Annotated in this window: 21 protein-coding genes and 1 pseudogene; 3 read left to right on the forward strand and 19 right to left on the reverse strand. The window is 71.4% G+C overall.

Annotation, left to right across the window (positions count from 1 at the left end; all coding sequences use genetic code 11):
- Positions 1-8 precede the first annotated feature (8 nt).
- The 3 genes from ACIP64_RS26280 to ACIP64_RS26290 all read right to left on the reverse strand — a co-directional run bounded on the left by ACIP64_RS26280 (position 9) and on the right by ACIP64_RS26290 (position 3,475).
- Complete coding sequence (locus tag ACIP64_RS26280) at positions 9-347, reverse strand: P-II family nitrogen regulator (RefSeq protein ID WP_401591403.1); 339 nt, start codon at positions 345-347, stop codon at positions 9-11.
- Positions 344-1,693 (reverse strand): ammonium transporter, encoded by a 1,350-nt coding sequence (locus tag ACIP64_RS26285; RefSeq protein ID WP_401591405.1) that lies wholly within the window; start codon positions 1,691-1,693, stop codon positions 344-346. The genes ACIP64_RS26280 and ACIP64_RS26285 overlap by 4 nt, the downstream gene beginning before the upstream one ends.
- A gap of 318 nt (positions 1,694-2,011) precedes the next feature.
- Entirely contained in the window at positions 2,012-3,475 is a 1,464-nt protein-coding gene (locus ACIP64_RS26290) for a hypothetical protein (RefSeq protein ID WP_401591407.1), read from the reverse strand.
- A 293-nt stretch (positions 3,476-3,768) separates the two neighbouring features.
- Here ACIP64_RS26290 and ACIP64_RS26295 point away from each other — a divergent pair, with 293 nt between their 5' ends.
- Entirely contained in the window at positions 3,769-4,443 is a 675-nt protein-coding gene (locus tag ACIP64_RS26295; protein WP_360911164.1) for a bifunctional DNA primase/polymerase, read from the forward strand.
- A gap of 97 nt (positions 4,444-4,540) precedes the next feature.
- Here the strand turns inward: ACIP64_RS26295 and ftsY are convergent, their stop codons facing one another.
- The 6 genes from ftsY to ACIP64_RS26325 form a co-directional block, all read right to left on the reverse strand.
- Entirely contained in the window at positions 4,541-5,767 is a 1,227-nt protein-coding gene (ftsY, locus tag ACIP64_RS26300; protein WP_401591410.1) for a signal recognition particle-docking protein FtsY, read from the reverse strand.
- Positions 5,768-5,927: 160 nt separating this feature from the next.
- A complete protein-coding gene (locus ACIP64_RS26305) occupies positions 5,928-7,343 on the reverse strand; it encodes a sugar porter family MFS transporter (RefSeq protein ID WP_401591412.1) in 1,416 nt (471 codons plus the stop codon).
- Between the two features lie 257 nt (positions 7,344-7,600).
- The gene (smc, locus tag ACIP64_RS26310; protein ID WP_401591414.1) at positions 7,601-11,158 is read right to left on the reverse strand and encodes a chromosome segregation protein SMC; all 3,558 of its coding nucleotides are present in this window, start codon (positions 11,156-11,158) and stop codon (positions 7,601-7,603) included.
- A 176-nt stretch (positions 11,159-11,334) separates the two neighbouring features.
- Positions 11,335-11,523, reverse strand: coding sequence for a hypothetical protein (locus tag ACIP64_RS26315; protein WP_319659739.1), 189 nt, complete (start codon positions 11,521-11,523; stop codon positions 11,335-11,337).
- 61 nt (positions 11,524-11,584) lie between these two features.
- Positions 11,585-11,881: a hypothetical protein gene (locus ACIP64_RS26320; protein ID WP_401591416.1), complete on the reverse strand. Its 297-nt coding sequence runs from the start codon at positions 11,879-11,881 to the stop codon at positions 11,585-11,587.
- 78 nt (positions 11,882-11,959) lie between these two features.
- Positions 11,960-12,241 (reverse strand): acylphosphatase, encoded by a 282-nt coding sequence (locus ACIP64_RS26325; RefSeq protein WP_401591418.1) that lies wholly within the window; start codon positions 12,239-12,241, stop codon positions 11,960-11,962.
- 127 nt (positions 12,242-12,368) lie between these two features.
- Between ACIP64_RS26325 and ACIP64_RS26330 the strand changes: the two genes are divergently transcribed.
- Entirely contained in the window at positions 12,369-13,268 is a 900-nt protein-coding gene (locus ACIP64_RS26330) for a CAP domain-containing protein (protein ID WP_401591420.1), read from the forward strand.
- A 23-nt stretch (positions 13,269-13,291) separates the two neighbouring features.
- Here the strand turns inward: ACIP64_RS26330 and ACIP64_RS26335 are convergent.
- A pseudogene (locus ACIP64_RS26335) lies at positions 13,292-13,493 on the reverse strand (site-specific integrase); the annotation flags it as partial.
- A gap of 192 nt (positions 13,494-13,685) precedes the next feature.
- Here ACIP64_RS26335 and ACIP64_RS26340 point away from each other — a divergent pair.
- The gene (locus ACIP64_RS26340; protein ID WP_401591422.1) at positions 13,686-13,928 is read left to right on the forward strand and encodes a DUF5302 domain-containing protein; all 243 of its coding nucleotides are present in this window, start codon (positions 13,686-13,688) and stop codon (positions 13,926-13,928) included.
- Positions 13,929-14,410: 482 nt separating this feature from the next.
- On the opposite strand, the gene mutM is transcribed toward ACIP64_RS26340, so the two are convergent.
- The 9 genes from mutM to recG form a co-directional block, all read right to left on the reverse strand.
- Positions 14,411-15,289: a bifunctional DNA-formamidopyrimidine glycosylase/DNA-(apurinic or apyrimidinic site) lyase gene (mutM, locus tag ACIP64_RS26345; protein ID WP_401591424.1), complete on the reverse strand. Its 879-nt coding sequence runs from the start codon at positions 15,287-15,289 to the stop codon at positions 14,411-14,413.
- A gap of 103 nt (positions 15,290-15,392) precedes the next feature.
- Positions 15,393-16,139 carry a ribonuclease III gene (gene rnc, locus ACIP64_RS26350; protein WP_401591426.1) on the reverse strand — a complete coding sequence of 249 codons (747 nt, stop codon included), beginning with the start codon at positions 16,137-16,139 and terminating at the stop codon, positions 15,393-15,395.
- Between the two features lie 19 nt (positions 16,140-16,158).
- A complete protein-coding gene (gene rpmF / locus ACIP64_RS26355; RefSeq protein ID WP_026251550.1) occupies positions 16,159-16,332 on the reverse strand; it encodes a 50S ribosomal protein L32 in 174 nt (57 codons plus the stop codon).
- A 2-nt stretch (positions 16,333-16,334) separates the two neighbouring features.
- On the reverse strand, positions 16,335-16,961 hold the full coding sequence (locus ACIP64_RS26360; protein WP_401591428.1) for a YceD family protein: 627 nt from the start codon (positions 16,959-16,961) through the stop codon (positions 16,335-16,337).
- 92 nt (positions 16,962-17,053) lie between these two features.
- Complete coding sequence (locus ACIP64_RS26365; protein WP_401591430.1) at positions 17,054-18,145, reverse strand: cell division initiation protein; 1,092 nt, start codon at positions 18,143-18,145, stop codon at positions 17,054-17,056.
- A 10-nt stretch (positions 18,146-18,155) separates the two neighbouring features.
- A complete protein-coding gene (gene coaD, locus ACIP64_RS26370) occupies positions 18,156-18,635 on the reverse strand; it encodes a pantetheine-phosphate adenylyltransferase (RefSeq protein ID WP_360911140.1) in 480 nt (159 codons plus the stop codon).
- Between the two features lie 35 nt (positions 18,636-18,670).
- Complete coding sequence (gene rsmD / locus ACIP64_RS26375) at positions 18,671-19,252, reverse strand: 16S rRNA (guanine(966)-N(2))-methyltransferase RsmD (protein WP_401591432.1); 582 nt, start codon at positions 19,250-19,252, stop codon at positions 18,671-18,673.
- Between the two features lie 69 nt (positions 19,253-19,321).
- Positions 19,322-19,855 (reverse strand): hypothetical protein, encoded by a 534-nt coding sequence (locus tag ACIP64_RS26380; protein WP_360911137.1) that lies wholly within the window; start codon positions 19,853-19,855, stop codon positions 19,322-19,324.
- Between the two features lie 95 nt (positions 19,856-19,950).
- On the reverse strand, positions 19,951-22,149 hold the full coding sequence (gene recG, locus ACIP64_RS26385) for an ATP-dependent DNA helicase RecG (RefSeq protein ID WP_401591434.1): 2,199 nt from the start codon (positions 22,147-22,149) through the stop codon (positions 19,951-19,953).
- Positions 22,150-22,315 lie beyond the last annotated feature (166 nt).

Genomic DNA, 22,315 nt, shown 5'->3' on the forward strand with positions numbered 1-22,315 from the left:
GCGCTGTCTCAGAGTGCGTCCGGCCCGCGCTCGCCGGTGCGGACCCGCACCGCCGTGTCGACCGGCAGGCTCCAGACCTTGCCGTCACCGATCTTGCCGGTGCGGGCCGCCTTGACGATGACGTCGATCAGCTGCTCGGCGTCGCTGTCCTCGACCAGCACCTCGATGCGGACCTTCGGGACGAGGTCGACGGTGTACTCGGCACCCCGGTAGACCTCGGTGTGACCCCGCTGCCGGCCGTAGCCGCTCGCCTCGGTGACGGTCAGGCCCTGCACACCGAAGGCCTGGAGGGCCTCCTTGATCTCGTCCAGCCGGTGCGGCTTCACAACTGCCGTGATGAGCTTCACGCATCCACCTTCTTCGAAGAGGCGCCGGCCTCGGTGCCACTGCTGCTGTCCAGGGAGGAGAGAACGGAGCGGACGGCGCCGGCCACACCCGCGAAGTCGTAGCCGGTCTCCGCGTGCTCGGCCTGGTCGATGCCCGCGACCTCCGTGTCCTCGCTCACCGTGAATCCGATCACCAGGTCGATGAGCTTGGCAAGGATGGCCGACGCGACCAGGGAGTAGGCGAGGACCACGCCGACACCGAGGAACTGCTTCCACAGCTGGTCGAAGCCGCCGCCGTAGAAGACGCCCTTGGCGGTCTGGCCGACACCGCCGGTGGCCAGGAAGCCGATGAGCAGGGAGCCGATGATGCCGCCGACCATGTGGACGCCGATGACGTCCAGGGAGTCGTCGAAGCCGAACTTGTACTTCAGGCCGACCGCGGCGGCGCAGGCCACACCCGCGATGACACCGACGGCGATGGCGCCGAGCGGGCTGACCGAGCCGCAGGCCGGGGTGATGGCGACCAGGCCGGAGACGGCACCGGAGGCCGCGCCCAGGGTGGTGAAGGAGCCGTGCTTGATCCGCTCGTAGGCGAGCCAGCCCAGCATGGCGGCGGCGGTGGCGACCTGCGTGTTGGTGAAGGCCACGGCCGCGACGCCGTCCGAGGCGAGCCAGGAGCCGGCGTTGAAGCCGAACCAGCCGAACCACAGCAGACCGGCGCCGAGCATGACCAGCGGCAGGTTGTGCGGCCGGAACGGGTCCTTCTTGAAGCCCACGCGCTTGCGGATCACGAGGATCACGCCCAGCGCCGCCGCACCGGCGTTGATGTGCACCGCCGTACCGCCGGCGAAGTCGATCACGCCGTGGGTGAAGAGGAAGCCGTCGGACGCCCAGACCATGTGGGCGACCGGGAAGTACACGACCGTGACCCAGAGCGCGACGAACAGCGACCAGGCGACGAACTTCACCCGGTCCGCGAGCGCCCCGCTGATCAGGGCGGGGGTGATGATCGCGAACATCAGCTGGAAGACGGCGAAGACGTAGACCGGGATGGTGTAGCCGTCCCAGAGCTGGGAGATCCCGATGTTGCGCATGCCGGCCCAGTCGAGGCCGCCGACGAAGGCATTGCCGGAGTCGAAGGCGAGGGTGAAGCCGTAGAGCGTCCAGAGCACGGTGACGATGCCGATGGCGATGAAGCTCATCATCAGCATGTTCAGCACGCTCTTGACCCGCACCATGCCGCCGTAGAAGAAGGCGAGGCCGGGGGTCATCACGAGCACGAGTGCGGCGCTCAGCAGCATGAACGCCGTGCTGCCGCTGTCCAACTTGGGCGTGTCTGCGGCAAGCGTCAAGATGCCTGCTGCCATCGGCGTCTCCTCGTCATCCGGACGGCCCGTGCGGGAAGGGGGCTTGTGGGCCGGTTTTCGCCATGAGGTTGTCCCAGGCGGGTTTCCGTGGGCGCCACCCGGTGTTTCGAGGCCGTGACGAAGAAGTCGGCTGTGTTACGTCACGATGAACCGCAGCCTCAGCGTAAGCCGCCGTGACTGCTCCGTGACCATTGGCGGGGCCGACGCGCTGTATACGGGACCGGCCGCGGACGGCCACCCGGTTGACCTGGCATGGGGGAGCCGAGTCGGGCTGTCGGGATGGCCGGCCGCGGCCGGAGTGCTGGGGCGGTGGCGGGATCAGGCCGTTTCCGCGGCCTCGGGGAGGGCGGTGGCGAGCCGTTCGGTGAGCTGGGCGACCTCGGCCACATGGCTGTAGTGGCGCAGTGCGGAGTCGGCGGTCTTGCGGATGCGGGTGTTGACCCGTTCGGAGCGCACGTGCCGGGCCACGTCGATGGCCTGCACGGTGAGGCGTGCCGCCTGCTCGGGTTCCTTCTCCAGGAGGTGCACCGTGGCCATGCCGATCAGGTTGAGGGCATAGGCGCGCTGATGGACGTTGTCGTCGGCGAAGAGGTCGACGGCCTTCTGCATCACCGGGCGCGCGAGTGAGGCGTACGCGGGGCTGCGGCCGGCCACATAGGCCAGGTCGCGGTAGGAGTGGGCGTTCTCGGCGTTGAGCTCGGCCTCGTTGAAGAAGCTGATCCAGTCGGGGTCCTCGGTGGGGCAGGAGTCGGAGAAGGAGTCCTCGGCCATCCGCACGGCCCGGTGGCACTTGTTGACCTGGCCCATCGTGGCGTAGGCGCGGGCCTCCACCGCGTGCAGCATCGCCTGGGTGGTGGCGGTCGCGGTGCCGCGGCTGCCGTACTGCGCCAGATGGATGAGCTCCAGGGCGTCCTCCGGCCGGTCCAGGTGGATCATCTGGCGGCTCATGCTCGACAGGATGAACGCGCCCAGCGGCTGGTCGTCGGCCTCCTTGGCCGAGTGCAGCGCGAGGACCAGGTACTTCTGGGCGGTGGGGTGCAGACCCACGTCGTACGACATCCAGCCGGCGAGCGCCGCCAGTTCCGCGGTGACGCGGTAGAGCCGGCGGGCGACGGCCTGCGGGTGCGGTTCCTGCAGCAGGTCGGTGACCTCGTGCAGCTGGCCGACGACGGCCTTGCGGCGCAGGCCGCCACCGCACTGGTTGTCCCACTGGCGGAACATCACCGTGGTGGCCTCCAGCAGCTCCAGCTCGGGGCCGGAGAGCTTCGGCCGGCGGTCGCCGGTCTCGCGGAGCGGTGACTGGTGGCCGACGCCGCCCTGCGGGGGCACGGGCACCAGCCAGCGCTGCATCGGTTCCACGAGGGACGGGCCGGCGGAGAGCATCAGGGAGGTGCCGAGGAATCCGCGGCGGCCCAGCATGAGGTCGCTGCGCGAGAACTCGTTGATCAGCTGGACGGTCTGCGGGCCGGCCCACGGCAGGTCGACCCCGGTGGCGGCGGGCGGCTGGTGGGCGGGGCGCAGCCCCAGGTCCTCCACCGGCACGACGCAGCCGAAGCGCTCGGAGAACAGCTCGGAGAGGATGCGCGGAATGGGCTCGCGGGGCTGCTCGCCGTCGAGCCAGCGGCGTACCCGGGAGGTGTCCGTGCTGACGTGCAGCGCGCCCATCTGCCGCGCCCTGCGGTTCACTTGACGCGCGAGTTCGCCCTTGGACCAGCCGCTGCGCACAAACCATGAGGTCAACTGCGCGTTGGGCTGCTTGTCCTGTGTGCCGCCCACGGTCATGCCCCCATTCCGTCGCCCAACACCTCGGAGGCTTGGACCCGTTGCCTGGTTCGGCCCCCAAGTGCTCAGTGTGCTACGAGCCTTGCCTCCGGCATACCCGCCGGCCCGCATACTCCCCGGGGCTTCCCAACCGAAAGTAATCCTACGATCACCCATCCGGCGACCCCCTTGCGGAAACGCCACCATTCGCCACCCCTTCGAATGAACTACGTCCGCACGCGGCGCGCTTCACTTGACACATGCCGACCAGGCACGGGCGTAACCATCGGCAACTGCGACCCGTTGGGGGTGTCATGGGCTTCACGATCGGCAGCATGCGCGAGATGCGAAACATCCGCTCCGGCGCGCGCCGCCGCACGCACGCCTCGGCGTGCACCACCGTGGCGGAGTACACGGGGTTGTGCGGCTGGGCGGTGGCGCCGGGTGCGCGCGCCACACGCGGGGGCGGCCAGTGCTCCTGCGGGGACCCGGGCTGCAAGGCACCGGGGGCGCACCGGCTGGACTTCGCCGGCGAGGTGCCGGCCGGGGCGACGCTGGAGCAGGCCGTGGCCGCATGGGAGCAGGTGCCGGGCGCGGCGCTCATGCTGCCCGTGGGGCGCACCTTCGACGTGATCGAAGTGGCGGAACGATCCGGCGTGCGCGCCCTGGTGCGTCTGGAACGCATGGGACTGCGCCTCGGGCCGGTCGTCGCCACCCCGGACGGCCGGGCGCAGTTCTTCGTCGCGCCGGGCGCCGCCGCGGAGCTGCCGCACCTGCTCTACCGCATGGGCTGGGACGACGCGGACCTCGACCTGCGCTGCCTCGGCCTCGGCGACGACATCACCGCGCCGCCCTCCGACCTCGGCGGCCTGGGCCCCGTCCGGTGGCTGCGGCCGCCGGCCCTGGACGCCGCCCAGCAGCCCCCCGAGGCGCGCCTGCTCCTCGGCACCCTGGCGTACGTCTGCCACCGCGACCGCGCGTACGCCTGAGCGGACCGCCGCACCAGGTCCCGCCTCCGCATGAGTAAGGGGCGCGCCCCAGGGAGCGCGCCCCTTACTCATGCACTTAAGGGCGTGCCGGCCGGGGTCAGGAACCGATCAGCGCGTCCACGAACGCCTCGGGCTCGAAGGGGGCGAGGTCGTCCGCGCCCTCGCCCAGGCCGATGAGCTTGACGGGTACGCCGAGCTCACGCTGGACCGCCACGACGATGCCGCCCTTGGCGGTGCCGTCGAGCTTGGTCAGCACGATGCCGGTGATGTCCACGACCTCGGCGAAGACGCGGGCCTGCACCAGGCCGTTCTGGCCGGTGGTGGCGTCGAGCACGAGCAGGACCTCGTCCACCGGGCCGTGCTTCTCCACGACGCGCTTGACCTTGCCCAGTTCGTCCATGAGGCCGGTCTTGGTGTGCAGCCGGCCGGCGGTGTCGATGAGCACGACGTCCGCGCTCTCGGCGATGCCCTCCTTGACCGCGTCGAAGGCGACCGACGCGGGATCGCCGCCCTCGGGCCCGCGCACCGTACGGGCACCGACCCGCTCGCCCCAGGTCTGCAGCTGGTCGGCGGCGGCGGCACGGAAGGTGTCGGCGGCCCCGAGGACGACGCTGCGGCCGTCGGCGACGAGCACACGGGCGAGCTTGCCGGTGGTGGTGGTCTTGCCGGTGCCGTTGACACCGACGACCATCAGCACGGCCGGCTGGTCCGCCCCGTCCGCGTTGGGCTTGCCCTCGGTGTGCAGGGTGCGGTCGAAGTCCGTGCCGACGAGGGTCAGCAACTCCTCGCGCAGCAGCGTGCGCAGCTCCGCGGGGGTCCGGGTGCCGATCACCCGTACCCGCGTGCGCAGCCGCTCGACCAGTTCCTGGGTGGGGGCGACACCGACGTCCGCGGTGAGCAGGGTGTCCTCGACCTCCTCCCACGTGTCCTCGTCCAGGTGCTCACGGGAGAGCAGGGTGAGCAGCCCCTTGCCGAGCGCGGTCTGCGAGCGGGAGAGCCGCGAGCGCAGGCGCACCAGGCGGCCCGCGGTCGGCTCCGGCAGCTCGATCTCGACGGCGGCGGGGCGCTCCTCGACGACGACGCCCGGGCCCGCGGCCCCTTCCGCGTCGGGGAGCTCGACCTCTTCGATGGTCCGGCGGGGTTCGTCCCGCGGTTCCTCGGCCTCGTCGCCGACATGAGGTTCGGCGGGCGGGGCGGTGATCGTCGGGGTCTCGGTGGGCGGGGCGGGGGGCAGCTGCTTCCTGCGGCGGCTGCCCACCACCAGCCCGCCGGCCGCGAGGATCACGACCAGGGCGATGACTACGGCAAGAATGACGGTTTCCATAACCCGTCCAGTATCGGTCACGCGGCGCCCTCCCCAGGGAGCCACCCGGGCACGGGTTCCCAAGTCCGCTCAACTGACGGCCGATCAGTGAGCACGCGGTGCCGTCCCCGGTCCCGACCGGACCGGGGGCGGCGCCACCGCGGAAGTACGGGCGGCGGGGCTAGCCCATCTCCTCCAGGGTCTTGCCCTTCGTCTCGGGCACGAATTTGAGCACGAAGGGGATCGACAGCAGCGCGAAGGCCGTGTAGATCACGTACGTCAGCGACAGATTCCAGTCGGCCAGGCTCGGGAAGCTCGCGGTGATCACCCAGTTGGCGATCCACTGCGCCGACGCGGCGACGCCGAGGGCCGCGGCCCGGATGCGGTTCGGGAACATCTCGCCGAGGAAGACCCACACCACGACACCCCACGACAGGGCGAAGAACAGCACGAAGGCGTGCGCGCCGATCAGCGCCACGGCGCCCTCGGCGCCCGGCAGCGTGATGTCGCCACCGCTGCCGGTCTTGTGGGAGAAGGCCCAGGCGACCAGGCCCAAGGAGACCGCCATGCCCACGGAGCCGATGAGCGCCAGCGGCTTGCGGCCGATGCGGTCGACGAAGACCATCGCGATCACGGTGCCGATGATGTTGATGATCGACGTGGTGAACGAGTACAGGAACGAGCTGCTCGGGTCGATGCCGACGGACTGCCACAGCGTCGCGGAGTAGTAGAAGATCACGTTGATGCCGACGAGCTGCTGGAACACCGACAGCCCGATGCCGATCCACACGATCGGGGCGAAGCCGAAGCGCCCGCCCAGCAGGTCCTTGAACGTGGACCGGTGCTCGCTCCTCATGTGGGAGCGGATCTCGGCGACACGCGCGTCGGTGTCGACGCCCTCGCCCTCGATGTCGCGCAGCACCTCCTTGGCGTCCGTGAGACGGCCGGCGGAGATCAGGAACCGCGGCGACTCGGGGATGGCGAAGGACAGCACGCCGTACAGCACGGCGGGCACGACCATGACGCCGAGCATCAGCTGCCAGGCCTCGACGCCCAGCAGGTGGCCGCGCTGGTCGCCGCCGGCGGCCTGGAGGATGCCCCAGTTGACAAGCTGGGACACGGCGATGCCGACGACGATCGCGGCCTGCTGGAACGAGCCGAGCCGTCCGCGGTAGGCGGCGGGGGCGACCTCCGCGATGTAGGCGGGGCCGATGACCGACGCCATGCCGATGGCGAAGCCGCCGATGACCCGCCAGAGGGCCAGGTCCCACAGGGCGAAGGGCAGCGCGGACCCGACGGCGCTGACGGTGAAGAGCCCCGCGGCGATCCGCATCACCCGGATGCGGCCGATGCGGTCGGCGATCCGGCCCGCGGTGGCGGCGCCGATGGCGCACCCGATGAGCGCGATGGCGACGACCTGGGCGAGTGCGGCGGAGCCGATGTCGTACTTCCCGCGGATGCCCTCGACGGCGCCGTTGATGACGGAACTGTCGTAGCCGAAGAGGAAGCCGCCCATGGCGGCGGCCGCGGTGATGAAGATGACGTGGCCGAGATCGGCATGGCCTGCCGTGCCGGCCTTGTGTGTGGTGGTGGTCACTGGTGAATCTCCCGGACTCGGCGATGAGCCCACAGGTGGGGGGCAGAAGCTACGAGTGCCGGGACTCCCCAAGTGACCGCCACTCGAACACTAAGCGAAACCTGAGCGAACCCAGAGCAAACGCTACAGACCCAGCAGACCCTAATCATTCAAGCTTCAAAGTCAAAATGCATACTTTGACCCCAGAAGGGAAGGGAGACCCACCCGCTCACCCTTCGATTGTTCGCATCTTGAACCCAAACGGCCGCCTGATCGGCTCACCCGTTCAGCCGCTGGCTGATCACCTTCGAGACGCCGTCGCCCTGCATGGAGACGCCGTACAGCGCGTCCGCCACCTCCATGGTGCGCTTCTGGTGCGTGATCACGATCAGCTGCGAGCTCTCCTGGAGCTCGCGCATGATGCGGATCAGCCGCTGCAGGTTGGTGTCGTCCAGGGCCGCCTCGACCTCGTCCATCACGTAGAACGGGCTGGGGCGCGCCTTGAAGATCGACACAAGGAGCGCGACGGCGGTCAGCGAGCGCTCGCCGCCGGACAGCAGCGACAGCCGCTTGACCTTCTTGCCCGGCGGCCGCGCCTCCACGTCCACACCCGTGGTCAGCATGTTCTCCGGATCGGTGAGGATCAGCCGGCCGTCACCGCCGGGGAAGAGCCGCGAGAAGACGCCCTCGAACTCGCGCGCCGTGTCGTGGTACGCGGAGGTGAAGACCTGCTCGACCCGCTCGTCGACCTCCTTGACGACCTGGAGCAGGTCGGCGCGCGTCTTGCGGAGGTCCTCCAACTGCTCGGACAGGAACTTGTGCCGCTCCTCCAGCGCCGCGAACTCCTCCAGCGCCAGCGGGTTGACCTTGCCCAGTTGCTGGTACGCGCGCTCCGCCGCCTTCAGGCGCTTCTCCTGCTCGCCCCGGTGGTAGGCGCGGGGCTTGTTGCGGGGGTGCTCGGGGTCCTCCGGCAGCTCCTCGCCCTCGGCGGGCGGTGACGGCGGCACGAGCTGGTCGGGGCCGTACTCGGCGATGAGCCCGGCCGGTTCGACGCCGTGCTCCTCCAGCGCCTTGGCCTCCATCTGCTCGATGCGCATCCGCTTCTCGGCGCCCAGCACCTCGCCCTTGTGCACGGAATCGGTCAGCCGGTCCAGTTCGGACTTCAGCTCCCGCCCCTGGCGGCGCTCGGTGTCCAGCTCCGCCTCGCGCTCCGCCTTGGCCCGCTCGGCCGCCGCGCGCTCAGCCTCGGCGCGGGAGAGCGACACCTGTACGTACGCGAGCAGGCCGTGCGCACCCTTGAGCACGGCGGACGCGACCTGCGCCTCGTACGCCAGACGCGCCTTGCGCCGCTCCGCGCGGGCCCGCGCCTCCCGCTCGGCGCGGGCGGCCCGGTCCAGGCCGTCGGCACGGCCGGCGAGACCCTTGACGCGCTCCTCGTGCGTCCGCACCTGGAGCCGCGCCTCCATCTCCGTCTGCCGCGCATTGGCGCCGTCGGCGGCGAGCCGGTCACGGACGGAGGTGTCGGGCTCCTCCTCCGCGGGCGCGGCCTCCGCCTCGCTGAGACGGAACGACAGCTCCTCGAACTCCTCTATGGCCGCGGCCATCGACTCCTCGGCACGTCCCACCGCCGCGGCCGAACGTTCCGCCTCACCGCCCGCGGCCCGGGCCTGGCCGGCCAGCCGGCCCAACTGCTGGGCGACGGCCGACTTCTCCTTCTCGGCCGCCCGGCGCCGCTGCGTGAGCTCGTCGACCTGACGGGCGGCCGCGGCCCGGCGCTCCTTGGCGAGCCCCTGCGCCTCGGCGAGCTCCGCGCAGCGCACGGCGAGCGACTCCAGCTCCGCCGCCGCCTCGTCCACGGCGGCCTGGACCTCCAGCAGACTGGGCGCGCCGGCCGAACCGCCGTGCGCGAAGTGGGCGCCCAGCACATCGCCTTCCGCGGTGACGGCGGTCAGCGCGGGATGGCCGGACACCAGCGTCTCGGCGTCGGAGAGGGTGTCCACGACAACGACGTCCCGCAGCAGCCGGCGCACCGCGGGCAGCAGCCCGTCGGGCCCCGCGACCAGCGAGGCCGCCGAACGGCAGCCCGGGGGAAGGGCGGCGCCCCCGGGGAGCGCGGTGTCGCCCGCCACCAGCAGCGCCGCCCGTCCGGCGTCGTCCTTGCGCAGCAGGCGCAGCGCCTCCGCCGCGGCCGAAGGCCCGGAGACCGCGACGGCGTCGGCGGCGGCGCCCAGCGCGGCGGCCACCGCGACCTCGTGCCCGGGGGCCACGGTGAGCAGTTCGGCCGCCGGTCCGAGCAGACCGGTCAACCGGTCGCCCGCAGCGAGCAGCGCGCCGGTGCCGTCCTTGCGGCGCAGCCCCATGGCCAGGGCGTCGTGACGGGCCGCCAGGGCGGCCCGTTGCCGTTCCGCGGCGGTCGCGGCCTCACGGGCGGCGGAGTGGGCCTCGTCCGCGGCGGCCTGCTCGGCCTTCGCGGCGTCCAGGCGTTCGTCCAGCTCGGTGTCGTCCGCGTCCAGGTCCTCGACCCGGGCGCGCAGTTCCTCGTACTCCTCCTGCGCGGACTCCGCGCGCTCGCGGGCCTCGTCGCGCGCGGCCGCCAGCCGGCCGATCTCGGCCTCGGCGGAGCCGGCCTTGGAGCGGGCGGCGTTGACCTGGCCCTGGAGCCGGGCCAGCCCCTCACGGCGGTCGGCGATCGCCCGGGCGGCGGCCTTGAGGGCCTTGTCCTCCTCGGCGAGCCGGCGTTCGAGTTCGGAGCGGTGGTGGACCGTGTCGTCCAAGGCGCGCTGCGCGGCCTCCAACGCCTCGCTGAGCTCGGCCTCCTGCTCGCGGATCCGGGCGGCCTCACGCTCCATGTCCTCCGGGTCGCGGCCGCGCCGCTCCTCCGGCTGCTGCGCCGTGGCGTGGCGCACGCGCTGCTCGGCCAGGCCGATGGTGCCGCGGACCCGCTCGGCCAGCTGCGACAGCCCGTACCAGGTGGCCTGGGCATCGGCCAGCCGCGGGGCCAGCGCCCGCACCTGCTCCTCCAGCCGGCTCTCGCGCTGGATCGCGGCGGCCAAGTCCGACTCGACAGTGTCGCGACGCTCCTTGAGGGCGGCCTCGTCGGCGACCTCGGTGCGCAGCGCCTCCCGCAGGGTGACGAGGTCGTCGGCCAGCAGGCGCAGCCGGGCGTCGCGCAGGTCGGCCTGGATGACCGCCGCCCGCCGGGCCACCTGCGCCTGCCGCCCCAGCGGCTTCAGCTGGCGGCGCAGCTCACCGGTGAGGTCCTGCACTCGGGCGAGGTTGGCCTGCATCGAGTCGAGTTTGCGCAGCGCCTTTTCCTTGCGCTTACGGTGCTTCAGAACTCCGGCGGCCTCCTCGATGAAGGCGCGGCGGCCCATCGGATCGGCGTGCAGCACGGAATCCAGCTGCCCCTGGCCGACGATCACGTGCATTTCGCGGCCGATACCGGAGTCCGAGAGGAGTTCCTGGATGTCGAGCAGCCGGCACGTGTCGCCGTTGATCTGGTATTCACTGCCGCCGTTGCGGAACATGATCCGCGTGATGGTGACCTCGGCGTAGTCGATCGGCAGGGCGCCGTCGCTGTTGTCGATGGTCAGCGACACCTCGGCACGGCCGAGCGGCGGGCGGCCGGTCGTGCCGGCGAAGATCACGTCCTCCATCTTGCCGCCGCGCAGTGACTTCGCGCCCTGCTCGCCCATGACCCAGGACAGCGCGTCCACGACATTGGACTTGCCGGAACCGTTCGGTCCGACGACACACGTGATTCCGGGTTCGAACCGCAGGGTCGTCGCCGAGGCGAATGACTTGAACCCGCGCAGGGTCAGGCTCTTGAGGTGCACGCCGTGGGACTCTACCTGCCGGTCCCGGTTTCACCGAGGAATGCCGGGGGCACATGGAACGTGAGGGCGGAGATCATGGGAGGGTGAGGGGGAAGGCAAAACGACGAAGGGACGCCGGGGCGTCCCTTGCACATTCCCAAACGGGGTCGTTTCCACTGATCGGCCGAAAGGCCGGATCAAGCGAGAACAGGCTCCGGGTGAGGTACGTCGACGAGCTCGCGCGAAGCGTTGGCAAGCGCATCGTTCTCGGCCTGAATCCGTACGAGTTCGGTTTCCAGGTCCTGGACGCGCTGCTGCAGCCTTCGCATCTCGGAGAGAAGCCGCGGGTCGGGACCGCCGACGTAACCGAGAAGCGCCTTTGCCATGATGGATGGTCCTCCACGCTGAGTGACCGACCGTTGTGCGGTGTGGGTCGTGAGTGAGGGGTCAGGAGACACCCGCGCTGTGTGCGCCGAGACTGCCCTTCGCCATGCATACAGCCGCGGTGCGCGGGGCTTCCAGCGTCTCACCAAATAGTTTGACGGTCAACACGATCACAGCCCGGCCGTCGGGTGCGCCTGGGAATTCACGGTGCGTACCGGCACCGGAGGCGTCCCGCGTGGGGTGGAGGAAAGGGCCCGGACAATACTTCCGGAAGATCACCGAATCCCCGATGTCGGCAGCCTTCCACGCGGTGCGCGAAATGGCAACCTCCTTGGCGCTCTTGCCAAGTGCGATTGCCATTGATCTTCTATTGATCTTCGATGTTCGTTCCCACCTGCGAGGACGCCTGCGGAACGGGCGGGGTGCGAACCCGGGCTCTCAGCGGATCGCGAAGCCCTCGTAGCCGCCGCGCGGCTCTCCCCAGATCTCGGTGACGCCGTCGACGCGTCCGGGCGTGTCGCCCTCGCGGAGCGAGTGCAGAAGTCGGTCGCACAGCTTACGGTCACCCTCGGCCACGACCTGGACCCTGCCGTCAGAGAGATTGCTCACATAGCCGGCGAGGTTGCCGATCTCCAGCGCGCTGGCCCGCGTCCACCAGCGGAAACCCACCTGGTGAACACGGCCGCGGACCCATGCGGTGAGGCGGACGGTCTCGTTCACGGCAGCACGCTAACCCGCCAGTTGCTCAGGGTTCACACCTGCCCCGCCAATGTTTCGGTACAGTCACGCCGCAACAGGGCTCACCCGAACGGGTGAACACGTTCGTCGATGTGAAGGACTGCACCGGATGGGCCGCCACAGCCGTAATGCCTTTGAGCCGGCGCCAGTCGCAGAGGCGCCGCGCCCCCGCGGCCACCGCAGCAACGCCCGGCGACGCAAGAGCAACCCCGTGCGCACCGGCCTGCTGGCCTCTTCCGCGGCACTGGCGGTGGGAGCGATCGGCGTCTCCAGCGGCCTCCTGCCGTCGCCCGACGGCTCGGGCGGCATCTCGTACCACGACAACGGGCCGGGCCAGATCCAGGCCGCCGGGCTGCCGAACTCCAGCAGCCCGCAGGACCTGGGCACCGTCCCCGCGGACCGCCCCTCCCAGCCGGCCAGCCGCGGCGACGCTCGGGCGACGCCGCCGAGATCGACGCCGCCCTCCGCGCCGGCGACCAGCGCGACGCCCGCGCCGCCGACGCCCTCCAGGCCCGCCACCCCGGCGGCTCCGCAGACCTCCGCCCCCGCGGCCCCGCAGACCTCGGCGCCCGCGTCGCTCGTGCCGACCACGCCGCCGGTGGCCACCGCCCCGCCCGTGGAGAGCGGCTCCGAGAGCGCCGCCGAGGCCGCCGTCCTCGCCCTGGTGAACCAGGAGCGCGCGACCGCGGGCTGCCAGCCGGTCACCGACGACCAGCAGCTGGACGCCCTCGCCTCGGACTTCAGCGCCGACATGGCCGCCCGCGCCTTCTTCGACCACACCGACCCCGACGGCGACGACCCCTGGGACCGCGCCGCGCAGGCCGGCGTGAAGGACCTCGGCGGCGAGAACATAGCCCGCGGCCAGGCCACGGCGGAGGAGGTCATGACCGCCTGGATGAACAGCGAAGGCCACCGCGCCAACATCCTCAACTGCGACTTCAAGACCCTCGGCGTCGGCGCGGTCTTCGGCGACGGCGGCCCCTGGTGGACCCAGGACTTCGGCTACTGAGGCGGCCGCAGGTCAGATAGGCCTCAGACGGCTCGGGCCGTCTCCGGGCCGTCGTCAGTCGTGGGCATGTAGCCGCATACGCGATCCACGGCGGCCCGCGTGCGTGTGTCGCTCGTGGAGCGTGAAGCCGGGGCCGGAATGACCGAGGTACTCGCTGACGGCCTTGCCGCTCTCCCCCGCGTCCAGGAGCACGGACGCGTCGAAGTGCCGCAGCGCGTGCATTCCCGTCCTCGCGCCCACTCGGGCACCGGCACCCGACGCACGGATCCGGGCCGGCACTCCGGCCCACGGCCCCCGGCGGACGGGCACGCGTGACAGCCTGTGCCACCGGCAACTATCGACGCCTGCCGCGGGCACCGCGCGCGGTGCCCCGCATGACAAGCTGTGCTTCCCACTGCCCGAGTCCAGGAGGTCACCATGGCTGACGCGTCTCCATCGCAAGAAGGTTCGGAGCCGGCTGAGCCCGAGCGCCCTGCCCTGGCCCCTGACGAGGACGGCCAGTACGACCTGAAGGCCAAGTTTCGGGAGGCCCTGGCGCGCAAGCGCGGCATGCAGGCGGAAGCAACGGCCCTCGCTGCGAACACCGACGCGTCGAAGGCCCGCGGCGCGCACGGCCCGGCTGCGAGCCAGCGGTCGTTCCGACGCAAGAGCGGCGGCTGAGGGGTCGCTGTCGGTGGCGTCGCGCGGCTTTCAGCCACCGGATGCTCACCTCCGCGCCCACCACCTGACTGTGAGCCACTCCGGCACCGGTACCGACCTCCTGAGAAAGCCACTGGCGGGACGGCCCGGGCCGGTGCCGGTCGCAGGCTTGCAGCCGGACGTGCGATCGACGGCGGCCAGGCGTGTGCGTGCTCACTCGTAACCGTCGGCACATGCGGCAAGCGTCCGGATGACGACCGGCCGCGGCCGCGTTCCTGACACAGCGCGCTGTCATCGAGATCCGGTCCACCTGGAAGACGGCAGGCCCGGCCGGGCGTCAGCGGATCGTGGCCACCCTGGACCAGGAAGGGCTCGGCTGGGCCCTGCCGCCAGACGACACCGGAGCCGACGCCGAGAACCGTCGCCCCGGGGCGGCTCGAGTCCCAGGAAAGCCCGGCGATGACGGGTGACCGCCACCCGCGGGTGCCCGCGGCGCGGGGCGGCTACGGGCGGGTAGCCGCGGGGCGCGGGGGGCGCTGGCAGCGGGGGCAGAAGTAGCTCGAACGGTTCATCCACGGACGGCGGCGGATCGGTGTGCCGCAGCGGCGGCAGGGCTCGTCCTCGCGGCCGTACGCGTCCAGGGAGCGGTCGAAGTAGCCGGACTCCCCGTTGACGTTGACGTAGAGGCTGTCGAAACTCGTGCCGCCCGCCGCCAGGGCGTCGCTCATCACCTCGCGGATGTGGGTGAGCAGTTCGTCGGTCAGCGGCCGGGTGAGGGTGGCGGTGGGGCGCTCGTAGTGCAGCTTCGTGCGCCAGAGCGATTCGTCGGCGTAGATGTTGCCGACGCCGCTGATCAGGGACTGGTCCAGCAGCGCGCGCTTGATCGTGGTGCGGCGGCGGCGCAGCGCCGTGTGGAAGGCGGCGTCGTCGAAGGCGGGGTCGAGCGGGTCGCGGGCGATGTGCGACAGGGGCCCGGGCAGTCCTTCCGGGTCGCCGGGGACCGCTTCGTGCAGCGACAGGCCGCCGAAGGTGCGCTGGTCGACGAAGCGCAGCTCGGTGCCGAGGGCGTCGTCGAAGCCCACCCGGATGCGCAGGTGCGTCTCGGCCGGCGCGTCCTGCGGCTGGACGAGCAGCTGGCCGCTCATGCCGAGGTGGCCGAGGAGGGTGAGCGGGGAGCCCTCCAGCGGCAGCCAGAGGTACTTGCCGCGGCGCCGCGCCGGGCCGAACGTCACGCCCTTCAGCCGGTCCGCGAAGTCCTCGGCCCCGGCGAGGTGGCGGCGGACGGCGCGCGGGTGCAGGACCTCCGCGTCGGCGACGGTGCGGCCGCTGACCCAGCGCTCCAGACCGCGCCGCACCACCTCGACCTCGGGCAGCTCGGGCACGGCGTGCACTCCTCTCGGCGGGTCCGGCGAACCGGGGCGTCCGGAAAAAACCGGAAGGGTCCTCCCGGACGGCCTGGGGCCGGCCGGGAGGACCCGACGGTGTTCAGCTCACGGCAGCCGTGTCGCCGTCCCGCTTGGCGCGGATCGCACGCCACGCGGCCTCGGCGGCCTGCTGCTCGGCTTCCTTCTTGCTGCGGCCGGTGCCGGTGCCGTACGCGACACCACCGACGCGGGCGGCAGCCGTGAAGGTCTTCTCGTGGTCGGGTCCGGTCTCGGTGACCACGTACTCCGGGACGCCCAGACCCTCGCCCGCGGTCAGTTCCTGGAGACTGGTCTTCCAGTCCAGGCCCGCACCGAGGTTGGAGGACTTCTCGATCAGTGGATCGAAGAGCCGGTGGACCAGCTCGGACGCGGCGTCCAGGCCCTGGTCCAGGTAGACCGCCCCGATCACCGCCTCCAGCGTGTCCGCCAGGATCGATGCCTTGTCCCTGCCGCCCGTGCCCTCCTCGCCCCGGCCCAGGCGGATGAAGCTGCCCAGGTCCAGACCGCGGCTCACATCGGCGAGCGCGCGCGAGTTGACCACCGCGGCCCGCAACTTGGCGAGCGTGCCCTCCGGAAGATCCGGGTGGCCGCGGTAGAGGGTGTCGGTGACCACCAGGCCGAGCACGGAGTCCCCGAGGAACTCCAGCCGCTCGTTGGTGGGCAGACCGCCGTTCTCGTACGCGTACGAGCGGTGGGTCAGCGCACGTACCAGAAGGGCGGGTTCGAGTGTGTACCCGAGCCGCCCTTCCAGAACCGCGGGGGACGAGGCTGCCTTACCGGCGTCTGTCGACGTTGTTCCGTCCGACATGAGGCCCCTCACCCGCCGATCAGACCTCGAGGACCTGACGACGGTTGTAGGTGCCGCAGCTCGGGCACGCGATGTGCTGCTGCTTCGGCTCGTGGCAGCGCTCGCACGCCACCAGGCTCACGGGCGCAGCCTTCCACTGCGAACGGCGGTGGCGCGTGTTGCTGCGCGACATCTTCCGCTTCGGAACAGCCACGGCTACTTCTCCTGGTTCTCGTCGGCGCCCTCGTCGGCACCGCTCAGCTGAATGTTCTGCAGGGCCGCCCAACGGATGTCGGCGGCCTCGTGACGGTGGTCCGGGTCGTCCGCCAGCCGTGCCCCGCACTCGGAGCACAGGCCGGGACAGTCGTCCTGGCACACCGGCTGCAGCGGCAGTTCGAGAACCACCGCGTCCCGCAGCACGGGCTCGAGGTCGAACAGGTCGCCCTCGAGGAGGTGAGTGTCCTCCTCCTCCGCGTCGTCACCGGCGTCGGCGGCACCGTGGTGCCCACCGGTCCGGGTGTCGGCGTCGGGGTAGGAGTACAGCTCCTGGAATTCCGTGTCGAGCTCGCGCTCGACCGGTTCCAGACACCTTACGCACTCCCCCGAGAGCGGCGCGTGGGCGGTGCCCGTGACGAGCACCCCTTCCATCACCGACTCCAGGCGGAGGTCCAGCGTGATCTCCGCGCCCTCGCGGACGCCGATGACCTCGATGCCGAGATCCTTGGGCGCCGGAACCGTGCGGGAGATCTTCTTCATCGCACCAGGACGACGGCCCAGCTCGTGCGTGTCGAACACGAGTGGGTTGCGGTGGTCGAGGCGGGTGTTCAGAACTCCTGCTTTCATCGGTTCGGTGCCCGTTCGTCCGGGAAGACGGTGGGCACGCCAAAACGCCGGGGATCACACGGCTGAGGGATCAGGATACCCGTCCCCCGGGCTCAGCCCAAACCGCGCTCCTGCTCCAGCTCCCGCAGCCGGTTCAGGTCGATCATGCTGGTGTCGAAGAAGCTGGTCTCGTCCAGCGCCGCGCCCTGGGGCTGGTGGTGCTGCTGCTGCGGGATGTACTGCTGCTGCTGCTCGTAGCCCCCCTGCGGCTGCTGCCAGCCGTAGTTCGGGTCGTAGTACGCCTGCTGCTGCGGCTGGGCCGCGTACGGGTCGGCGTACTGGGCGTGCTGCTGCTGGTACGGGTCGGGCTGCGGCTGCTGCTGGTACGGGTCCGGCTGCTGCTGGTAGCCGTAGGCCGGCTGCTGGGCCGCGTTCACGTCGTACCGGTAGTCGCCGGGAGCCGCGGGGGCGGCCAGGCCTGCCAGGTAGTCGGCGTCCGACTGGCCGGGGTCGTGGGCCTCGGCGTCGCCGGCGTCGTGGGCCAGGTGGGCGCCCAGTTCGTCAATCGGGCGGTGCCCGGTGAGCTTCAGGCGGCCGCGGCCGACGGCCTCCAGGGTCTTGCTCAGCACCGCCTCGAAGGCACCCAGCTTGGCGTCCACGTACTCGTCGGCGCTGCGGCGCAGCGTCTCGGGGTCGGCGCTGCGCTCGGGCGCGTCGTCGTCCTCGTACGGGTAGCCGTTCTCGTCCAGCGCGGGGCCGTGGCCGTGGCCGAGCAGCTTCTCGCGGCCGCGGTCGACCGAGCCGATGGTCTTGGTGAGGACGACCTCGAAGTTGGCCAGCTTGCTGTCCACGTAGTCGTCGGCCTCGGCCCGGATCTCGGTGGCCTCGCGCTGCGCCTCGCCGACGATGCGCTCGGCCTCCTGCTGGGACCGCCGGGCGATCTCGGTGTCGGAGATCAGCGAACCGCGTTCGGCGTGCGCGGCCTCGAGGATCCGGCCGGCCTCGGCGCGGGCCTCCTCGACCATCTGCTCCCGGCCGCCCAGCAGCTGCTGGGCCTGGGAGAGCGAGTCCGGCAGCGCGGCCCGCACGTCTTCGAGCATGGCGAGCAGCTCGGCACGGTTGACCACGCAGGAGGCCGACATCGGCATGGACCGGGCGGCCTCGACGGCGGCCACGATCTCATCGAGCTTCATCTGGACGTCCACGTCACAGACTCTACTGCTGCGCGAGCTTCTTCTTGAGGGCCTCCAGCACGACGGGGGGCAGCAAGTGGGCGACGTCACCGCCCCATTGCGCCACCTCCTTGACGAGACTGGAGGACAGGAAGCTGTAGGTGGGGTTGGTGGGGACGAAGAGCGTCTCCACTCCGGACAGCCCGTTGTTCATCTGGGCCATCTGCAGCTCGTAGTCGAAATCGCTGACCGCGCGCAGCCCCTTGACGATGGCGGGGATGTCGCGCTGCTTGCAGAAGTCGACGAGCAGGCCGTGGAAAGCCTCGACGCGGACGTTTCCGTAGTCGGCGGCGACCTCCTCGATGAGGGCGATGCGCTCCTCGATCGAGAACAGCCCCTTCTTGGACTTGTTGATCATCACGGCCACGTAGACCTCGTCATAGAGGCGGGAGGCACGGGCGATGATGTCGAGGTGTCCATTGGTGACGGGGTCGAAGGACCCCGGACAGACTGCGCGGCGCAACGGTGACTCCTCGCTCTGAGGGCTCTGCGGTTGGTTCATGACGCGTCAGTGACGTCGGCGGCGCGACCGTACCAAAGGGTCCCTTCGCCGTAGCGGCGGGCCCGCAGCCCTTCGAAGCCCTGGGGCCAGCGGAATTCCCCGCCTCGGGTGCTCCGTTCCACGGTGGCGACCGCGTCGCCGGCGAGCCACCCCTGCGTACGGAGTGTGAGCAGGATCTCTCGCAGCTCGTCGTCGGTGACGGCGTACGGCGGGTCCAGGAAGACCACGTCGTACGGTTCCCGCGGGGCCGGTCCGGCGATCACCTTCTCCGCCTTGCCGGCCCGGACCTCGGCCCCGGGCATGCCGAGGGTGCGCACGTTGTCCCGGATGACGCGGGCGGCCCGCGGGTCGGCCTCGACGAGCAGGACGTGCTCGGCCCCGCGGGACAGCGCCTCCAGGCCGACGGCGCCCGAGCCGCCGTACAGGTCGATCACCCGCGCGCCCGCCAGGGTGCCGCGCAGCGACTCCCAGGTGGAGAACAGCCCCTCCTTGGCCCGGTCCGAGGTGGGGCGGGTGCCGGTGCCCGGCGGTACGGCCAGGCGGCGGCCACCGGCGGCTCCTGCGATCACGCGGGTCATCTGCGGCTCATTCGTCTCGTGGGCGGGCGGAGCGGCACCCTGCGGCACCGCTCCCCCACGATACGTAGGTCAGTCCTGGCCCTGCTCGCCCCCGGCCTCCGGCGCGGGCGAACCCACCAGCGCGGGCGAGGCGTAGCGCGACCAGGACAGGCAGCCGTCGGGCGGGCAGTACTCGGGGCGGCGCGGGTCGTGGCCGAGTTCGCGCAGCTTCGTCCGCAGGGAGTCGGGGGTGCGGCCGAAACGGGCGGCTATCCGGGCGACGGAATCGCCGTCGTGGAACCGGCGGACCAGCTCCTCCTCGTGCTGCGGCACCCAGGGCGCGCCGTGCCCCGGGAACAGCTCCCGCAGCACGTCGCGGTCCGGGATGGGCTCGGACACGTCGGCCACGAGGGCGAGCGCGCGCAGCGCGCGGTTGAGGGCGATGCGCAGGGACGGGACGTCGGCGAGCGGCAGGGCGAGCGTGCCGGAGGCGAGGAGGGTGTCCGGGTCGTCCTCGGACCAGCCGGCCAGGGACAAGGTCACGGTGCTGTCGTCGTCGCTGGAGAGCTCGATCCGGAAGACCTTCTCACCGAGCGGCAGTTCGTTGAGATGACGGAACGACATGAAATCAGCCCCCAAAGGTCCAACTACGCCGATTCCCGAGCGGATCGGCGCGGACTGTGTCCATTCTCCCAGGGGGGTCTGACACTGACGGGCCGTCAGCCCTTGTCGAGGTACTGCTCACGGTCCGCGTCGACCAGGCTCTCCAGGGCACTGCGCAGATCGGGCTGCCCGGCCAGTTCCGGGTCCTCTGCGACCAGCGCGACGGCCTCCTCGCGGGCGGCCTCGATCACGTCCTCGTCGTCGATGACGGTGAGCATCCGCAGCGAGGACCGGGTCCCGGACTGCGCCTGCCCGAGCACGTCGCCCTCCCGGCGCTGCTCCAGGTCGATCCGGGACAGCTCGAACCCGTCCAGCGTCCCGGCCACGGCGTCCAGCCGGGCCCGGGCGGGGCTCGCCTCCGGCATCTCGCTCACCAGCAGGCACAGCCCCGGCGCCGAGCCCCGGCCGACCCGGCCGCGCAACTGGTGCAGCTGCGAGACGCCGAACCGGTCGGCGTCCATGATCACCATGGCGGTCGCGTTGGGAACGTTGACGCCGACCTCGATCACCGTGGTCGCGACGAGGACGTCGACCTCCCCCGCGGCGAAGCGGCGCATCACGTCGTCCTTGGCGTCCGGGTGCATCCTGCCGTGCAGGACCTCGACCCGCAGGCCCGCCAGCGGCCCCTTCACCAGCTGCTCGGCGATCTCCAGCACCGCCAGCGGCGGCCGCCGCTCCGCCTCGTCCTCCGCGGACTTCTTCTTCGGATCGGGCTCCTCGTCGCCGATGCGCGGGCACACCACGTACCCCTGGTGCCCGTTCTCGACCTCCTCGCGGACCCGGTCCCAGGCGCGCGACAGGAAGTGCGGCTTGTCCTTGGCCGGCACGACATGCGTCGCGATCGGCGAACGGCCGGCCGGCAACTGGTCCAGCACGGAGGTCTCCAGGTCGCCGAAGACCGTCATCGCGACCGTGCGCGGGATCGGTGTCGCCGTCATCACCAGCAGATGCGGCGGCTGCTTCGCCTTGCCCCGCAGCGCGTCGCGCTGCTCGACCCCGAAGCGGTGCTGCTCGTCGACCACGACCAGGCCGAGGTCGTGGAACTGCACCTTGTCCTCGATCAGCGCGTGCGTGCCCACGACGACGCCGGCCTCGCCCGTCACCAGGTCCAGCAGCGCCTGACGGCGCGCGGCGGCCCCCATGGAGCCCGTCAGCAGCACCACCTTCGTGCCGACCTCGGAACCGCCCAGCAGACCGGCCTCGGCGAGGTCGCCCATCATCTCCGTGATCGACCGGTGGTGCTGCTGGGCCAGCACCTCCGTCGGCGCCAGCATCGCGGCCTGACCGCCCGCGTCCACGACCCCGAGCATCGCGCGCAGCGCCACCATCGTCTTGCCGGAGCCGACCTCGCCCTGCAGCAGGCGGTGCATCGGGTGGTCCGTCGCCAGATCCGCGAAGATCTCCGCCGACACGGCCTCCTGGCCCTCGGTGAGCGTGAACGGCAGCCGCGCGTCGAACGCCTTCAGCAGCCCGTCCGCCGCCGGCACCCGCGGCACGGCCGGCAGCGCCGACTCCGCGGCCCGGCGCCGGGCGAGCGCCACCTGCAGCACGAACGCCTCGTCCCACTTCAGGCGGTCCTTGGCGACGGCGATGTCCGCCTTCGTCCGCGGCCGGTGGATCTTCTCCAGCGCCTCCGGCAGCGCCACGAGCCCGCGCGACTCGCGCAACGCCGCGGGCAGCGGCTCCCCCGCCCCGGCCCACCGCGTCGCCCCCAGCGAGGTCAGCACCGTGTCCACGGTCTTCGCGATCGTCCACGAGTTGACCTGCTTGCACGCCGGATAGATCGGCATCAGCCGGCCCGCGAAGGCGTCCACGGCCTCCTTGCCCTCCTCGGCGTCCAGCAACTGGTACTCCGGGTGCGCCAACTGCAGCGCCCGGTTGAACACCGACACCTTGCCCGCGAACATGCCGCGCCGGCCCGGGAGGAGGTCCTGCTCCGGCTTGAACACACCCCTGCCGAAGAACACCAGCGTCAGCGAGCCGCCGCCGTCGGTGACGACCACCTCCAGGCGGGCCTTGCCCGGGCCGTAGGTCTTCTTCGTCGCCTTCGCCACGCGCGCGACGACCGTCACGTGCTCGTCGAGGGGCAGGTCCGACAGGCGCGTCAGCTCGCCGCGCTCGGCGTAGCGGCGCGGGTAGTGGTGCAGGAGGTCGCCGACGGTGTGCAGGTCGAGGTGGTCGGCGAAGACCTTCGCGGTGCGGCCGCCGACGGATTTGGTGAGCGGTTCGTCAAAGGGAGCAGACATCGCGTCCATCTTTGCGCACGCGTCCGACATCGCGGCGCCGTCAGCGCGCCTGCGCTTCGCTGTGCCTGGGTTTTTTCCCCCGCCCTCCCACCCGAGTGCCCGGCACGATAAGTACGGGCCCCGCCCGTGTGCCGTGGGGTCGGCGCCGCGCCGGGGTACGTCCTCAGCGCTCGCG

The organism is Streptomyces sp. NPDC088733 (assembly GCF_044751185.1).
Lineage (GTDB): Bacteria > Actinomycetota > Actinomycetes > Streptomycetales > Streptomycetaceae > Actinacidiphila.

Bases quoted from the DNA above. Each gene is read 5' to 3' on its own strand.
- ACIP64_RS26285 (WP_401591405.1), bottom strand. From the start codon at position 1,693: ATGGCAGCAGGCATCTTGACGCTTGCCGCAGACACGCCCAAGTTGGAC.
- ACIP64_RS26290 (WP_401591407.1), bottom strand. From the start codon at position 3,475: ATGACCGTGGGCGGCACACAGGACAAGCAGCCCAACGCGCAGTTGACC.
- ACIP64_RS26295 (WP_360911164.1), top strand. From the start codon at position 3,769: ATGGGCTTCACGATCGGCAGCATGCGCGAGATGCGAAACATCCGCTCC.
- ftsY (WP_401591410.1), bottom strand. From the start codon at position 5,767: ATGGAAACCGTCATTCTTGCCGTAGTCATCGCCCTGGTCGTGATCCTC.
- ACIP64_RS26315 (WP_319659739.1), bottom strand. From the start codon at position 11,523: ATGGCAAAGGCGCTTCTCGGTTACGTCGGCGGTCCCGACCCGCGGCTT.
- ACIP64_RS26320 (WP_401591416.1), bottom strand. From the start codon at position 11,881: ATGGCAATCGCACTTGGCAAGAGCGCCAAGGAGGTTGCCATTTCGCGC.
- ACIP64_RS26330 (WP_401591420.1), top strand. From the start codon at position 12,369: ATGGGCCGCCACAGCCGTAATGCCTTTGAGCCGGCGCCAGTCGCAGAG.
- ACIP64_RS26340 (WP_401591422.1), top strand. From the start codon at position 13,686: ATGGCTGACGCGTCTCCATCGCAAGAAGGTTCGGAGCCGGCTGAGCCC.
- rnc (WP_401591426.1), bottom strand. From the start codon at position 16,139: ATGTCGGACGGAACAACGTCGACAGACGCCGGTAAGGCAGCCTCGTCC.
- ACIP64_RS26360 (WP_401591428.1), bottom strand. From the start codon at position 16,961: ATGAAAGCAGGAGTTCTGAACACCCGCCTCGACCACCGCAACCCACTC.
- rsmD (WP_401591432.1), bottom strand. From the start codon at position 19,252: ATGACCCGCGTGATCGCAGGAGCCGCCGGTGGCCGCCGCCTGGCCGTA.
- ACIP64_RS26380 (WP_360911137.1), bottom strand. From the start codon at position 19,855: ATGTCGTTCCGTCATCTCAACGAACTGCCGCTCGGTGAGAAGGTCTTC.
- recG (WP_401591434.1), bottom strand. From the start codon at position 22,149: ATGGACGCGATGTCTGCTCCCTTTGACGAACCGCTCACCAAATCCGTC.